17 protein-coding genes are annotated in these 15,435 nt (G+C 61.3%); 11 read left to right on the top strand and 6 right to left on the bottom strand.

The window, feature by feature from the left end:
- Positions 1–118: 118 nt before the first annotated feature.
- The 11 genes from WOB96_RS03980 to WOB96_RS04030 all read left to right on the top strand — a co-directional run bounded on the left by WOB96_RS03980 (position 119) and on the right by WOB96_RS04030 (position 8,427).
- Positions 119–1,306 (top strand): penicillin-binding protein activator, encoded by a 1,188-nt coding sequence (locus tag WOB96_RS03980; protein ID WP_341369983.1) that lies wholly within the window; start codon positions 119–121, stop codon positions 1,304–1,306.
- The gene (locus tag WOB96_RS03985; RefSeq protein WP_341369984.1) at positions 1,303–1,680 is read left to right on the top strand and encodes a YraN family protein; all 378 of its coding nucleotides are present in this window, start codon (positions 1,303–1,305) and stop codon (positions 1,678–1,680) included. The genes WOB96_RS03980 and WOB96_RS03985 overlap by 4 nt, the downstream gene beginning before the upstream one ends.
- Positions 1,677–2,276 carry a phosphoheptose isomerase gene (locus WOB96_RS03990; protein WP_341369985.1) on the top strand — a complete coding sequence of 200 codons (600 nt, stop codon included), beginning with the start codon at positions 1,677–1,679 and terminating at the stop codon, positions 2,274–2,276. The genes WOB96_RS03985 and WOB96_RS03990 overlap by 4 nt, the downstream gene beginning before the upstream one ends.
- A gap of 29 nt (positions 2,277–2,305) precedes the next feature.
- Complete coding sequence (locus WOB96_RS03995; RefSeq protein ID WP_341369986.1) at positions 2,306–2,878, top strand: BON domain-containing protein; 573 nt, start codon at positions 2,306–2,308, stop codon at positions 2,876–2,878.
- A 1-nt stretch (position 2,879) separates the two neighbouring features.
- Positions 2,880–3,389 carry a D-glycero-beta-D-manno-heptose 1-phosphate adenylyltransferase gene (gene rfaE2, locus WOB96_RS04000; RefSeq protein WP_341369987.1) on the top strand — a complete coding sequence of 170 codons (510 nt, stop codon included), beginning with the start codon at positions 2,880–2,882 and terminating at the stop codon, positions 3,387–3,389.
- Complete coding sequence (locus WOB96_RS04005) at positions 3,376–4,773, top strand: FAD-binding oxidoreductase (RefSeq protein WP_341369988.1); 1,398 nt, start codon at positions 3,376–3,378, stop codon at positions 4,771–4,773. Before rfaE2 ends, WOB96_RS04005 begins: the two co-directional genes overlap by 14 nt.
- A gap of 3 nt (positions 4,774–4,776) precedes the next feature.
- Complete coding sequence (locus WOB96_RS04010) at positions 4,777–5,532, top strand: RMD1 family protein (protein WP_341369989.1); 756 nt, start codon at positions 4,777–4,779, stop codon at positions 5,530–5,532.
- A gap of 345 nt (positions 5,533–5,877) precedes the next feature.
- Positions 5,878–6,789, top strand: a complete 912-nt coding sequence (locus WOB96_RS04015; protein WP_341369990.1) for a hypothetical protein — start codon at positions 5,878–5,880, stop codon at positions 6,787–6,789.
- A 61-nt stretch (positions 6,790–6,850) separates the two neighbouring features.
- Positions 6,851–7,198 (top strand): hypothetical protein, encoded by a 348-nt coding sequence (locus WOB96_RS04020; protein WP_341369991.1) that lies wholly within the window; start codon positions 6,851–6,853, stop codon positions 7,196–7,198.
- Positions 7,199–7,235: 37 nt separating this feature from the next.
- Entirely contained in the window at positions 7,236–7,928 is a 693-nt protein-coding gene (locus WOB96_RS04025; RefSeq protein WP_341369992.1) for a C39 family peptidase, read from the top strand.
- 22 nt (positions 7,929–7,950) lie between these two features.
- Positions 7,951–8,427, top strand: a complete 477-nt coding sequence (locus WOB96_RS04030) for a hypothetical protein (protein ID WP_341369993.1) — start codon at positions 7,951–7,953, stop codon at positions 8,425–8,427.
- Between the two features lie 83 nt (positions 8,428–8,510).
- Here WOB96_RS04030 and WOB96_RS04035 read toward each other — a convergent pair whose 3' ends face one another.
- From WOB96_RS04035 to WOB96_RS04060, 6 genes are all read right to left on the bottom strand, one after another.
- Positions 8,511–9,599 carry a transporter gene (locus tag WOB96_RS04035; protein WP_341369994.1) on the bottom strand — a complete coding sequence of 363 codons (1,089 nt, stop codon included), beginning with the start codon at positions 9,597–9,599 and terminating at the stop codon, positions 8,511–8,513.
- 81 nt (positions 9,600–9,680) lie between these two features.
- Complete coding sequence (locus WOB96_RS04040; protein ID WP_341369995.1) at positions 9,681–11,069, bottom strand: sigma-54 dependent transcriptional regulator; 1,389 nt, start codon at positions 11,067–11,069, stop codon at positions 9,681–9,683.
- Positions 11,070–11,421: 352 nt separating this feature from the next.
- Positions 11,422–12,675 (bottom strand): tRNA nucleotidyltransferase/poly(A) polymerase-related protein, encoded by a 1,254-nt coding sequence (locus tag WOB96_RS04045; RefSeq protein WP_341369996.1) that lies wholly within the window; start codon positions 12,673–12,675, stop codon positions 11,422–11,424.
- A gap of 77 nt (positions 12,676–12,752) precedes the next feature.
- On the bottom strand, positions 12,753–12,953 hold the full coding sequence (locus tag WOB96_RS04050) for a DUF2905 domain-containing protein (protein WP_341369997.1): 201 nt from the start codon (positions 12,951–12,953) through the stop codon (positions 12,753–12,755).
- A 41-nt stretch (positions 12,954–12,994) separates the two neighbouring features.
- Entirely contained in the window at positions 12,995–14,737 is a 1,743-nt protein-coding gene (locus WOB96_RS04055) for an AMP-dependent synthetase/ligase (protein WP_341369998.1), read from the bottom strand.
- A 12-nt stretch (positions 14,738–14,749) separates the two neighbouring features.
- Positions 14,750–15,364: a glutathione S-transferase N-terminal domain-containing protein gene (locus WOB96_RS04060; RefSeq protein ID WP_341369999.1), complete on the bottom strand. Its 615-nt coding sequence runs from the start codon at positions 15,362–15,364 to the stop codon at positions 14,750–14,752.
- Between the last annotated feature and the right edge of the window lie 71 nt (positions 15,365–15,435).

Genomic DNA, 15,435 nt, shown 5'->3' on the forward strand with positions numbered 1-15,435 from the left:
GACCCTCTCCGGCGTGGAAAAGAATGATGGCGATGGCCAGGCGACAAATCCATTGATGCCAAGAGAAAAGCATCCTAGACTGGCTGATCAGATTGACATCACTCCATCGAAGTCGCACATGATAACAAAAACTTCAGCCCCTCGGCCGCAACAGGCAGCGAAATACCGGGGCATCCTGTTATTTCTCCTGATGCTCGCGCTGCTGCTTGCCGAAGGCGGGCAGGCGGTCGCGGAAACACCAGCCGCTTCGGCAACCGTCACAACACCGGCAGCCGGGCCCGGCGCCCGGGTCTGCGTCCTGTTGCCGGTGACTGGCCGCTATGCTGGCCTGGCTACCGCGATCCGTCTGGGCATCGAGGGGGCGGCCCGCCAGCAGTCGGCAATCGATCAGGCACCGGTGCAGGTCTATGACACCCAGGGCCAGCCCGCAAGCGCCGTGGCAGCCTACGACCTGGCCCGGGCTCAGGCCTGCCCGGCCATCATCGGCCCATTGCTGCGGGCCGAGGCATTGTCCGTGCTGAGAGTGCGCAAGGCAGGCGACCCACCGATCCTGCCACTCGCGCCAGTCAATGCAGATGCCAGCAAGGGTGTCCACCCCTTCGGGCTCACTCCCGAGCCTGAAGCAAGGCAACTGGCCACCGATCTCCGGGAACAGGGTTATCTGCGAGCCGCCCTCCTCCACACCAGCGGCGATATCGACAGACGCATGCACGCAGCCTTCCTGCAACAGTGGTCCGGCCTGGGCGGCAGGATCACCGTGGATCAGCTCCTGCCCCCTGGCGAGGGCGAAGTTCTCCCGACCATTCAGCGGATGCTCGAAAAGGCAGGCGTTTCAGGCGCAAAGTCGGGTGACACGGATGCCATCATCCTGTTCGTCCCGGGCAATCTCGCGCGTGCCCTGACCCCTATCCTGCGCCAGCAGGTGGGTACGCTTCCCATATTCGGCAGTTCGCGGCTGAACACTGGCGGTCCGCAAACCGCAGGCAGCGACACCCCCGAGGGCCTGACCTTCCTGGATATGCCCTGGATGCTGAGCCCTGAAGCATCCTGGATGCCTCTGCGCCAGGAACTCCTCCGACAGATGCCGAACGCCAACGAGGTCAGCTGGCGTCTGAGCGCTCTGGGCTTTGATAGCTACCAACTGGCCCAGCATCTGGCGAACGGCAATCAGGCCGTGCCCTTTCTTGGCGCCACCGGAATCCTGCGCATCATGCCGGATGGCACGGTACAGCGGCGCCTGAGCTGGGGCCGCTATGAGCAGGGACAACTGCGCGTTTATGCCATGCCACCTGGAAAAAACCCGTGATCAACCTCTCCCGCCAGCGCAGCCTCGAGCGGGGCCGAGCGGCCGAGGACAGTGCCCTGGCCTTCCTGACCGCGCAAGGCCATCGGCTGCTGGCACGCAATTTCCGCTGTCGCCAGGGCGAGATCGACCTGGTCACGCTGGAATCCGCGACCCTGATCTTTGTCGAGGTGCGCCTGCGCCTGCGCAGTGACTTTGGCAGCGCAGCGGATTCGGTGACTCATAGAAAGCAGGCCCGCATCATTCATGCCGCCCGCTATTTCCTCCTCCGGCACCCGGCGCATCAGCACCGTGATTGTCGTTTTGATATCATCGCCTTTGATCAGGGGACCCCGCCCCAGTGGATCAGGAATGCTTTTGAGGCACCCATTTCATGACAGCACTGATTGACAGAGTCCAGGCCAGCTTCCTGGCCAGCGCCGAAACCAAACGTGATTGCGCCGCTCAACTGGCGCCGGTGATCGCCGCAGCCGCCGAGCGTATGGCCACGGCCCTGCTCGACGGACGCAAGATCCTGACCTGCGGCAATGGCGGCTCAGCCGCTGACGCCCAGCACTTTTCATCCGAACTCCTGAATCGCTTTGAGCTCGAACGCCCGGCCCTGCCGGCGATTGCACTCACCACGGACAGTTCGACACTCACATCGATTGCCAACGATCATCACTATAATCAGGTCTTTTCCCGACAGATCCAGGCCCTGGGACAACATGGCGATCTGCTGCTGGCCATTTCCACCAGCGGTACCTCGCCGAGTATCCTGCATGCGGTCGAGGCCGCGCAGGAGCGCGAGATGGGCGTCATTGCCCTGACCGGCCGGGATGGTGGTCAACTGGCCCAAATGGCCCGCCCTGAAGAAGACCTGGTCATCTGCGTACCCAGCCAGAGTACTGCCCGCATCCAGGAGGTGCATCTGCTGACCCTTCACTGCCTCTGCGACCTGATCGACCAGCAGTTGCTGGGAGGACTCGAATAAAGGTTTGTTACCCCAAAGGAGATAAGTTCATGCGTTTTCGCTCCACACTCTTGCTGGTCCTGGCCCTCCCGCCGCTGCTCAGTGGCTGCGCCGCTGCCGTCGTGGGAGGTCTGGCCACAGGCGCCTACGTCGCCCAGGATCGTCGCAGCGTCGGCAGCCTGGTGGACGACCAGGTACTCGAAGTCAAGATCAACAATGCCCTGCGCTCGGATCCGCAGGCCGGTTATGGCCGCATCATCGTGTCCAGTTTCAATGGCAATGTATTGCTGGCTGGCGATGTGCCAAACCAGGCCGCGAAGGACAACGCCACCCGGATCGCCAATGAACAGCAGGATGTCAAACGCGTATTCAATGAGCTGCATGTTGGCCCCATTGCGCCCTTGTCCGACCGCTCCCGCGATACCTGGATTGCTGCCGAGGTCAAGACCCGGCTGCTGGGCGCGGAAGACCATCCCGGTCTGAAGGTCAAGGTGACGGTCGACAGGGGCGTGGTCTACCTGCAGGGCCTGGTGCGGCAGGATGAAGGTGACTGGGCCGCCAATGTCGCCAGCAACGTGAGCGGGGTGAAACAGGTGGTCAAGGTCTTCGAGTACATTTCCTGAGATGAGCAGCGATCTACCGCCCCCCTACTTCCGCCGCAAGATCCAGCGCGACTGGCAGCAGCTTGCGGCGGCCTGCGAGCCTCATCGGCCCGTGGTGTTCACCAATGGCTGCTTCGACATCCTGCACCGGGGGCATGTCACGTATCTCGAGCGCGCGCGGCGGCTGGGCGCCATCCTGGTGGTCGGCCTCAACTCGGATGCCTCGGTGCGGCGGCTGAACAAGGGCGCGGAGCGGCCCATCAACCCCCTGGAAGACCGGCTGGAAGTCGTGGCGGCACTGGAAAGCGTGGATTTCGTGACCGCCTTTGATGAGGACACGCCACTTGAGCTGATCGAGACCCTGCGCCCGGAGATCCTGGTCAAAGGCGGCGACTGGACGGTGGACACCATCGTCGGCGCCAGGGAGGTGCTGGCGCGCGGTGGCGAGGTGCACGCCATTCCTTTCGAGCATCAGCGCTCCACCACCAGCCTCGTCAGCCGTTTACGGGAGTCCTGCCATGAGTCACCCTGAGCCGCATGCGGCGCTGCAGGCCCTGAGCACTCAGCTTGGCCCGGAACTGCTGCTGACCGACGACTTCACGCGCGGGCTCTATGCCAGTGACGACACCCCGCGTCGCTGCATGCCTGAAGGCGTGCTCTTCCCAAAAACTCACGAGCAGGTGCGCGATATCGTTGCCATTGCGCGCCAATATCGGGTGCCCCTGGTGGCGCGTGGCGCCGGTTCCGGCAATGTCGGCGGCGCCCTGCCGCTACCGGGCAGTCTCGTGCTCAGCTTTGAATGCATGAACCGGATCCTGGATTTCGATCCGGTCAACCGCACCATCACCGTGCAGGCCGGGGTCATCACCCAGGACATTGACCAACTGGCCCGCAGCCAGGGCCTCTTCTATCCTCCCGACCCCGGCAGCGCCCCCTACTGCCGCATTGGCGGCAATCTCGCCATGAACGCGGCCGGCCCCAAGGCCGTCAAATACGGTGTGACACGCGATTACGTGCTCGCCCTGCGCGCCATTACCGGCACGGGTGCCGAGATTCGTACCGGCAGCCGCACCAGCAAGGGCGTGGTCGGCTATGACCTCACGCGGCTTCTGGTCGGCAGCGAAGGCACGCTGGCGCTGATCACCGAGGCGACGCTGCGCCTCCTGCCGGCGCCAAACGCCCGGGCCACCCTGCGGGTTTGCTTCGACAGCAACGTGCATGCCTGCGAGGCCGTGGCGCGCGTCATGGCCGGGCACATCACCCCAAGCGCCCTGGAGTTCATGGACCATCACGCCATCGAGGCCATCCGCGCAACCGGTGCCGCGAGCGACCTACCGCCGGAAACCAGGGCCCTGCTGATGGTCGAGGCCGACGGCGAAGCCAGCGACCTGCCGCGACAGATCAGGGCACTGGAACAGTCCCTGCAGGGTCCCGGCCTGCTGGAGCTGCTCGAAGCCCGGGATCCCGACGCCATCACTGCCCTCTGGACTGCCCGCAAATCGCTCTCCGGCGCCATCAAGCGCATTGCCCCACTCAAGATCAACGAGGATGTCGTGGTACCGGTCACGCGTCTGGCCGAACTGCTGGCCGAAATCGAAAGACTGACCCGGCATTACGAGCTGCCGATCGTCACCTTCGGCCACGCCGGCAATGGCAACCTGCACGTCAATCTCATGGTGCACCCGGAGGATAAAGGTGAGATGGCGCGCGCCCGCGAGGCGCTGCTGCAACTGTTCAAGGCCGTGCTGCAGCTGGGTGGCACCCTGTCGGGCGAGCACGGCATCGGCACGGAAAAGCGCGACTACCTGCCGCTCGAGCTTGATCCAGCCACGCTGGCCGTCATGCAGGGCATCAAACGGCAGTTCGACCCCGACGGCATTCTCAATCCGGGCAAGGCCTTGCCCATGCGGAGCTAGGCCATGCATCTCCACGCCATCCAGGCCGTGCGCCAGATCAACCTGAAGCAATGGCCGGAAGACTTCGGCATGACGGTCATTGCCGATACCGCCGCGCACCGCGCCCTGCAGGATGGCGAGGCGCGCGTGTACCTCTTCCGTTCCGGGGTGGTCGGCTTTTACGAGGCGCCCCCTTCCCTGCAATCGCGGGTGCTGGCCAGGGTACAGGCCGAATTCCCGCCGGTAGCCCATCCCGCGGCGGAAGAAATCACCCTGCGCCTGGGCGACCGGGATGGCGTCGACAAGGATGCCCTGTCCCTGCGTCAGATCGATGATGAGCGGCTGCTGCTGGTGGCGCTGCGCCTCGCCCAGAGCGTCGCGCTCGAACTGCACGAGGCCACGGTCGAGAACCTGCTCGAAACCACCTTCACCCTGATGGACAAGGTGGGCAAGAGCGGTCGCCTGCCCGGCCGCCGTAGCCACTCCCTCAAGTTTCTCGCTTCCACCTCCGCCACCCGCACCGAGATCCTGGCCCGGCTTGCCGTGCTGGACAACCCCGACATCGTCTGGGAAGAACCCGGTCTTGAATTCCTGTCACGCGATCTCTCCGCTGATCTCGAACTGAGCAGCCGCTTCCGCGCCCTGGACGAAAAGCTCGATGCCATCCGCGAGGGTATGGAAGTCATTCTCGAAGGCAGCCGTCACAACCGCGAGACCATGCTCGAATGGATCATCATCATCCTGATTGCCATTGAAGGCCTGATCATGCTCATCGGCTGATCACCCCAGAGCCGCGTCAACCCATACAACTGCATCATGCTGTTCAGATTCTGAACAGATCACACCCGCGCCAGAACGCCAGCATTGGCCAGTCATCGCGAAGACCAAGCCCCTTCTTTCCATTTCCCCCTGTAACACCAGACTTACAGTTCTTCACCCACCTGAGCCGCAAAGCAGGTCCCGACGGACAAAAATATATGTTTTACTTTCATAAACAATACCTTGAATCATTGGCACGGTAGTTGCTAAGCAGTGCATACCGCAGAAATGCTTGATGCATGAGGCGGCGCGGGAGGAAGCCGCGAAAATCCAAACCCATAAAGCAAACAATCAGGAGAACTCACCATGAACAAGACCTTGAAGCTTAGCATTGCAGCTCTTTTCCTCGGTTTTTCGGGCATGGCCGCCGCTGCCCTTCCAGTAGCCCAAAATGACGCCATCAGCGTGGCAGTCACGACAGCGGAAGTGGGCCCCAATATCGCAACAGAAGTACGGAACACCAGCTCCAACACCATCGCTGATGGTGCCTTCCACGCTGTCGAAGGCATCAACCAGGTTCAGCAGAACAATGGCGCCAACAATGCCATGCAGCAGGGCGCTGCGGTGGCCGTGAACCGTGATGACGACAATGCCCAGCCGCTGGATCTTTCCCTCGCCGCGTCCGTCAACCTGGGTGGCACCGTCCTCAACTACTCAGATGTCAATGGCAACATGTCCGATAACACCATTGCCGGTGACAGCTTCAAGGATGGAGCCGGGATCAGCCAGGCCCAGCAGAACAACGGCAACAACAATGCCATGCAGCAGAGCACTTCCGTTGCGGTGAACCAGGATATCGACGATACCGCTCAGATGGTTGTGCCGCCCGCGCTGTCCCTGGCTGTTGGCGGTTCCCTGGGCAATACTGCCTATACCAGCAAGAGCGAGCAGAGCAACTCCATCAGCGGCGAAGCCTTCAAAGACGCTGCGGGCATCAGCCAGGTGCAGCAGAACAACGGTTCCAACAGCACCATGCAGCAGGGCGCTGCGGTGGCCGTCAATGAAAGCACTGCGCCTTTCAACATGGCCCTGGCCGTGGCCGCGCTGGGTGCGACGGTAGCCGGAAACCAGTCCTATGAATCCGGCAATACCCGAACCAACGAGATCTGCGGCCCGGCTTTCTCGCACGTCTCCGGTATCAGCCAGGTGCAGCAGAACAGCGGCAACAACAGCATGATGCAGCAGACCGTGGCGGTGTCCGTCAACGGCGGGCTCTGATCGGAATGGGCCGGCGGTTCTACCGCCGGCCTTCTTTCATAGAGCCAGCTGGAGGACCACCATGAAAACCATCCGACTCAAATTTTTGATCGGTGCTGGACTGGGTCTCTCCTTGACGTGCATTTCTGCCTTTGCGGATTCCCCTGCCGCTCAGACTTTCAGTCTGAACCAGGTGGTCTCCGAATCGGCACTCGGCAACCAGCGCGGCATGTTCTCTCCCGGTGTGGATATTGGCGATTTGATGAACGCCACATCCACAGGCAATAGCGTGTATTCCAGCTTCACCGGAACGAACAACATGGGAGCAGATGCCTTCAGCAATGTCAGCGGCATCGTCAACGTGATCCAGAATGTTGGTAACAACGTCATCATTCAAAATGCCGTAATCGTCAATCTCAACCTGCAGTAAGTTCGCGCCCCGCCAGGGGCGCATTTCGGAGGGGCACATGTTCAGATCCAGTGTCATTGCCAGTCTGGGCCTGCTTGCATTGACGGTCATGCCGGCAACGGCCGGCACGGTCATGCTGACCGGAATTGGGGGCATGGCAAATGTGCCAGTCAAAAGCCTCAAGGACCTGCGCTTTCGCAACGTCGTCAGGCAGCAATATGACTTCAGTTGTGGTTCGGCGGCGTTGGCAACGCTGCTCACCTATCATTATAAGCACCCGATAAGTGAGCAGGATGCCTTCAAGGCCATGTATGAAACGGGCGACAAGGAAAAGATCCGCAAGGAGGGCTTTTCCATGCTCGACATGAAACGTTATCTCGACAATGCCGGCTATCCCGCCAATGGCTTTCGTGCCTCCCTGGACAAGCTGGCCCAGGTCGGGATTCCTGCCATCGTCCTGCTCAACATGAATGGCTACATGCACTTCGTGGTCGTCAAAGGGGTGTCAGAGAAGGAAGTGCTGGTCGGCGACCCGGCAAGCGGCCTGCGTTCCCTGCCGCGCAAGGCTTTCGAAGATGGCTGGAACGGCATCCTGTTCGTCATCAATGACGCCGGCAGCATGGCGATTGCCCGCAATACCTTCAACACCCGCGATACCTGGCAGCAACGCCGCACGGCACCACTTGGTCTTGCGCTGAGCCGCGAATCGCTGGCCACCTATTCATTGCTGCTTGGCAAACACGATTTCTAATAATTATAGGAAGGAGGAAATCATGCATCCGGTCAATTCTGGTGGAACACACAGAGCCAGCGTCCGGCCCTGGCTTTGCGCAGCGGTCCTGCTGTTTGCCGTTGCGCATCCGGCGCAGGCCAAAACGGATTTCGACGATCTGGCGCGGGTCAGCAACCAGGAGCTGGATCAACTGCGCGGCGGCTTTTATGTCAACGGCATGAACATCGGTTTCAGCCTGGAGACCGCCACCCTCGTCAATGGCGTGCTGCAAAGCCAGACCAGCATCAATGGCATTGCCGGCAGCAATCTGATCCAGCTCGGCAACGGCAACAGCCTGTCCCTGAGCGCCTTTCAGAATGCCCAGGGCGTGCTCAACATGATTCAGAACAGCCTGGACTCACAGGTCATTCAGCACCTGACGACGCTCAACATTGATATCAGCCGGCCAAATAATGCCGTGGGTCAGGCGAACCTCAACAGCCTGCTCAATCAGCAGGCACTGACCGGACTGCCCTGAGCATATTGTCCTGGCCAGAAAAAACCCGGCGCGCGCCGGGTTTTCATGTTTCCAGGAGTCGGGTGAAAACCTCCTGGCGCTGTTCACAAAGTCATCGGCAGGCGCAGGGTCAACTGCACATCCGGCGCGTCCTCGGTGGCGCCGATGGCAAAGTTCAGGTTGAAGCCGGTGCGTGCGCCCAGACGGTAGGAATAGCCGAAAAGTACCGAGCCAACCTGCTGGATTCTGGAGTTTGGAACCACCTGCTCGCCCTCTCCCGGCAATTGCTGTCTCGGCTTGCCGACGATGCTGTGGTCATAGCCCAGGCTGAATGAAGCCTTGTCGTTCAGAGACAGGCCCATGCCGAAACCAAAGCCAATGGCATCACCGGGATCGATCTTGCCGTAATCCCCGCCGACATCGCGCTTCATGTTCCAGAGATAGCTGAGATTGCCGTAGAATACGGCCGGATCCGACGGGAAAATGGCGTTCAGGCTCGGCTGCACGCCCCAGAAGCCGGAGCCGGTCGGCAGGCGGGTCAGCAGGCCATTATTGTTCAGGGGTATCCCGAAAGGATCTTCCCCGGTCGGCGCCTTCACCCGCAGATTGGCCACATAATAAGGCCCTGTCGGCCCCTGATTGAGCTGGTAATGGCCCGCGACTTCCACGTCACCAAGCCCCTGGCCATCAGAGCTCACCAAAATCGGCGTGCTCGTTCCTTCCACATTGCGTGTCAGCGTACTGTCCGTACGCCAGACATAGGGAATGCGGGCTTCCAGTTCCAGTCGCTGGGTCAGGCCATAGCGGGTTGTCAGCGCCGTGACATAGGTATCGCGACTGGTGTCCTCCACCTGGATGGCGCCAACCAGGATGGCCGGCAATACCGAATAGCCTTCCACGCCAATGCGATAGACCGAGGAATGCGCGTACTGCAAGGTGGGTTCGATGACGAACTTTCCCTTCGGGGTCAGGACCCCGGCGTAATCGATCAGGGTTTCAATTGCTGGCGGCCCGCCATTCTTATCGGCTTCCGGCGCCCTGCCAACGGTTTGCGGTACCGGTTCCACCTGTGCGGAGCCACTGACACCAGGCGTATCGACCTGGGCCGTTGCGGCATGGGCAAGTGGTGAAAAACATGTGACAAAGACCAAAACGCCACCCCTGGCGCTGTTCCCGACAGTTTCGAGCTTCATGCATCCTTCCCCTTTGCGACGATGAACTGCTGATGAGGCTTTTTTAATATTCAGTCAATGGCCCGCGACTGGACCTGCCTTTCAATGCGCATCTATCCCGTAGCGCTCGATCAGACGGTACAGGGTCACCCGGGAAATACCCAGATGTCGTGCTGCCTGTGAAAGATTATAGCCGACGTGCTTGAGTACCTGGTCGATGGTTTCCCTCTCAGCGACAGACCGCGCCTCCTCCAGAGTCGGCAACTGCCGGGTCAAGGATATGCCATCCAGTTCAAGATCCGCGGGCGTGATCAGGCGCCCCTCGCTCATGACCGTGGCGCGACGAATCCGATTGACCAGTTCGCGCACGTTGCCGGGCCAATCATGGCTGCTCATGGCGTGCAAGGCCGCCTGGCTGAAGCCCTTGAGACGGGAGGAACCCTCGCTCCTGAACTTGTCAAAGAAGAATCGCGCCAGCAGCGGGATGTCCTCCTTGCGTTCGCGCAGGGCCGGAACCTGCACCTGCAACACATTCAGGCGATAATACAGGTCCTCGCGGAAACGCCCTGCTGCAACCGCCTGTTCAAGGTCCACATGGGTTGCAGCGATCACCCTGGCATCGACGCTGACGTTTTCCGTCCCCCCTACACGGGTGATGGTTTTCTCCTGCAGGAAGCGCAGCAGATTGACCTGGAAAGCGTGAGGCAGATCGCCAATTTCATCCAGGAAAATGGTGCCGCCATCAGCCGCCTCGATGCTGCCGATCTTGCGCTGGCTGGCACCGGTGAACGCCCCCTTCTCATAGCCAAAGAGCGTCGACTGAACGAGATTGGATGGCAGCGCACCGCAGTTGACCGCCACGAAGGGCCCCTTTGCCCGTAAGGACTGCTTGTGCAGGGCAAGCGCGGTCAGTTCCTTGCCGGTGCCACTTTCACCACGAATCAGCACGGCGGCATTGGTCGCGGCCACCTTGTGAATGGTTTTGAACAGAGCCTGCATAGCGGGACTGCTACCCACCATTTCCCTGCCCAGGGTCGCCTCCGCCACGGGCTGTTGTGCCCGGCGCGCCATCTCGGCCATGCCGTAGGCATGCCCCAGGGTATTGATCAGGCGGGAGCTGTCCAGCGGCAAGGTGTGATAGTCATGGAAATAGGCAGATAACAGGCCGCAAACGCTGGCATCCTCGAGGCTGTCGCGTGCAAGCAGGGCCACCCACTGCATAAGTGCATATCTATCCAGCAGCGCAGTAATCTCTGATACCTGCCTGGCATCCAGTGTCTTGCCAAACTGCAGCAGGCCCACCTGGCAGGCCTGCCTGTCCAGGAAATCGAATGCCTGCCTGAGATCGTTTGCCACGTAAAGATCCCATTCACCGATGCCGATGTCAGGCAAAACAGGAAATCCCGAGTCCCCGACCTGGAAAAACAGCGCACGCCGACGATCCGGCCGGTCACGAAAGGACGCCAGTGGCAATATATTGCTTTTTCTCACAGCGTAGCCTCCCCGCTACTTGTCCGGAACATCACACGGTCGCCCCTGTTATGCTCCAGGACAAAAGCCCATAGCTAACCTATGCCGGCCCTTTAGGCCGATTTATCATTATCTGGGCAACAGGCTGGTGATGGTACCAGTGGCCCCATCAATATATCGTTATATGCATTGGACGAGAGTGAAGGAACAGCTTTTTGTTCTTTCCGGCTTTTATACTGCACACAAGGTCCGAGCGAATCGGACAAAAGGGCTCATTGACAACAGACAGAAACCTGCTTCTCTTGCCCTTGCAAAACGGAAAGGCTGGCCGGAATGAAAAAGGGTGAAAGCCTTGGGATAGGCCTTTTCATTCTCAGCTGGCGTGGGAACTGATTGGGCGCTTGCGGATATGCAGCAGACGCTGCAACAGGGTGTTTCGGTCAGGATAGCGGCCCGACAGTTGCAGGCGATATGCCATCTCCAGCCAGCGCCTGAAATCCGGGCCGGGGGACAGCCCCATGCCTTTGATGTCATCACCGCGAATCCAGGGCTCCGGTTGTCCGTCCAGCAATCCCGCAGCTGACCAGATGGCCTGCGTCTGGTCGATCGCCTGGCAGGAAATGCCAGCGACATGGGTAAGCATCCGGACGAAATCGAGGAAAAGGCGGCGATCCGGCAGGCGCAGGGCCAGGCGCAGGTACGCCGTTTTGCCCGCCTGCCTCCCATGGAGTTCCTGAGGCGCGGCCTGCCAGCGCACCAGGGGCAGGATCGCCCCTTGCAGGCTCTGGGAAGGAAACCAGCGCTGCAGAAAGTGCCGCGCCCGTGTGACTGCAACTGCCTCGTGGCCGCTCGCCTGCCAGCGGCCCCGGACCTCATAACGCCCGCGGTCAGGCCGGCCCAGATCCTGCAGGAGCGCTGCCAGCATCAGGATCAGATCACGCGATCTGTTACCCTGGCGCAGGCCTGCCGCCGCATCCAGCACGCGCCCGCTGTGTGTCCAGGCATCCCCTGCAAGGCCCGGCCCATCCTGCCAGGGCACCCCCTGCAGCCCGCGAAAGCTCGGAAAGAGACCGATCGCTCCCGTTTCCACCAGCGCATCCCAGGTCCGCCCCGGCCAGCCTGACCGCAACAACCAGGCCACGAGCTCCTTTTGAATCCTTTCCCAGGGCAGATCATCCAGCGCTGGCGCCAGGGCGCGACAGGCGGCAGCGGTTTCAGGTGCAATGCGCATCCCAAGCTGCCCCGCCAGACGCGCCGCTCGCAGCACACGCAGGGGATCCTCAACAAAGGTTTCCGGGTCCGTCAGGCGTAGCACACCACGCGCCAGATCCTCTCGCCCGCCATGATAATCCAGCAGATCACCCTGGATCGGATCCCAGAGCATGGCATTGATGGTGAAGTCCCGGCGGCGGCAGGCCTTCTGCGTCGCCATGTCCGAGGCAAGCCGAAAGCCCGGTCCCTGTGGCAAAGCGAGCTCGATACCCTGCATCACAAAAACGCCGAAGTGCCCACCCACCTTTTTCACCGACCCGAACCGGGCGATCACCTCCGCCAGTTCCGCTTCCGTCAGGCCATACACCTCGAGGTCCCAGTCGTTTACGGGCTTTCTGAGCAACTGGTCGCGCACGGCGCCCCCTGCCACATAGGCACGGCCGCCGGCTGCCCGCACCGCTCTGGCCAGGGCAAGGACCTTTGCCGGCGCGCTTAACGCCGCAGAAACCATAGCAACAGGGAAATCAGGGCGCTGATGATCAGGCTTGTGGTGATGGGAAAGTAGAACACCATGCCCGGCCTTTCAATGCGAATGTCTCCCGGCAGTTGCCCCAGACCCAGACGTGACAGTAGCGGCCACAGCAGGCCCAGCGCGACGAGAATGATGCCAAGGCTAATCAGCCACTTTGCCATATCGCACCCCCTGGCTGTTTGCAGCGGTGGCCAGGCAGGACTCAGCCGGGCCTTTGTGTGTAAAGCGCCTCGATGGCAGCCGCGAAATGCTCCAGCAGCACCCGCCGCTTGACTTTCTGGGTGGGCGTCAACTCCCCGGCTTCCTGGGACAGCGGCCGCTCCAGGACATGAAAGTTCCTGACCTGTTCGTAAGCCGGCAGATCCTTCAGGCTCCACTGAATGGCCTGGCGGATTGCAGCACTGATCTGCTCGGCATCGGCCTCGGCGCCCAATTGCTCCAGCAGCCTTTCCTGATTGGGATGGATCAGGGCGACCAGGTAAGGCCTGCGATCGCCGAAGACCACGGCCTGATTGACCAGGGGATGGCTCATCAGGCGCGCCTCGATCTTCTGCGGGGCGACGTTCTCGCCCCCGGAATTCACGATCAGATCCTTTTTTCGATCCGTAATGAACAGATATCCCTGCTGATCCACCCGACCCACATCTCCGGTATGGAGCCAGCCCGACACCAGCGCTTCCCGGGTCGCCGCCTCATTGCGCCAGTATGCCGGCATGACCGAGGGTCCGCGCACCAGGATCTCGCCGTCTTCGGCAACTCGCAATTCCAGATTGGGCAGGACGCGTCCCACGCTGCCCGGGTGGATCTGACCGGGTGGATTGAGCGAGATCACCGGGCTCGCCTCCGTCAGCCCATACCCTTCCACGATTGGCAGTTTCAGGTCCAGGAAAAAGGCGCTGATCTCTTCCGGCAGGGGCGCCCCACCGGATACCAGAAAGCGGATGCGTCCCCCCATCTGCTTGCGTGCACGCCTGCCAATCAAGCCACTGAGCAGGCGCTGCCAGCGACTGTCGGGCTGGCCATGCTCCCGACCGTGCATACCCACATGCAGGCCCTTGCGCAGAATTCCGCCGGTCAGGCCCCGCCGATCACCGATATCGCGCATGATGCGGCCGTAGAGAACCTGGAACAGCCGCGGCACCGATACCAGTATGGTCGGCCTTGCCAGAGGCAGATCTTTCACGATGGTATCAGGCCTTTGCGCATAGGCGACTTCCACGCCCACCAGATATGCCCCGAAATGCCCCGTCGTCCGCTCGAAGGCGTGGGAAAGCGGCAGAAAGGATAGCACCCGGTCTTCCGGATAGAGCGGCACCAGGGCCAGGAAGCCTTCGACATTGGAGAGAATGTTGCCATGGGTCAACATGACGCCCTTGGGCCAGCCCGAGGTGCCTGAGGTATAGATCAGTGTGGCAAGCTGATCGCGCTGGATCCGGGAAAGCTGCCCTGCCAGCCTGTCCGCATCCGGGGCATGTACGCGCAGTGCGTCCCAGTTGGCTAGTCCCGCCTGCAGGGCCGCCTGCGGGTTCATGACATAGATCCTGTCCTTCTCCAGGCCGCAGCGCTCCGGCTCGCCGAGCATCCGCAGCTGCACATTGCCTTCCAGCAGGAGCAGGCTTGCACCACTGTCCTCCAGGATGAAGAGCGTCTCCTTGAGGCCATAGCTCGGATAAATCGGCACGGTCACGGCACCGATGCTGAGAATGGCGAAGTCCAGCATGGCCCACTCCGGCCCGTTTCCGGCCATCAGCGCCACCCGATCGCCTGCCCGGATCCCCAGCGCCAGGAGTCCGCCAGCATATTCCCGCACCAGCTGCGCCAGTTCGCCAGCGCTGATGGGTTCGAACCCGCCCGCGACCGGGCGCAGCGCAGCCGTGTGCTGCGGGGCACTGGACCAGCGTGCAAACAACGCCTCCGGCAGGCTGGAGGCCCGGGCCAGATTCATCGATGACTCCTGTCAGATCCGCAGGGACCGCTCGGCCGGCGTCAGGCTGCGCTGGAAGCTTTCGCGGGAAAACACACGCTCCATGTAACCCTGCAGGGGCCGTGCACTATCCGGCAACTCGATGCCAAGGCTCGGCAGGCGCCACAGCATGGGCGCCAGCGCACAGTCCACCAGGGAAAACTCCTCGCCCAGGAGGAAACGCTGCCCGCCAAAGATCACGGAAATCGCCGTCAGCTCGTCTCTCAATTTCTGGCGCGCGCGGTCGGACAGCGCTTCCTGGTCAAACAGTGGCCGGAACCAGTCCCTGTCCACCCGCAGCATCAGCAAGCGTGCCTTGGCCCGGGAGACCGGATCCACCGGCATCAGCGGCGGATGAGGAAATCGCTCATCCAGGTATTCATTGATGATATTGGACTCGTATAGAACCAGTTCCCGATCCACCAGGGTAGGTACCTGATTGTATGGATTGAGCTCGGCCAGATCCTCTGGCTTGCTCTTCAGGTTTACCTCGATGACCTGATGCTCCATGGCCTTTTCCTCCAGCACGATGCGCACCCGCTGTGCATAGGGACAGAGGCTGGCTGAGTACAGGGTCATCACAGGCTTCTTGCTGCTCGAAATAGCCATATCCGGTCCTTTCATTGGCACTGACTGGACATTGTAGCACCAAGGCACAAAAAAAAGGGGCGCCGGAACGC

Origin of the sequence: Thermithiobacillus plumbiphilus (assembly GCF_038070005.1) — a bacterium.
GTDB lineage: Bacteria > Pseudomonadota > Gammaproteobacteria > Acidithiobacillales > Thermithiobacillaceae > JBBPCO01.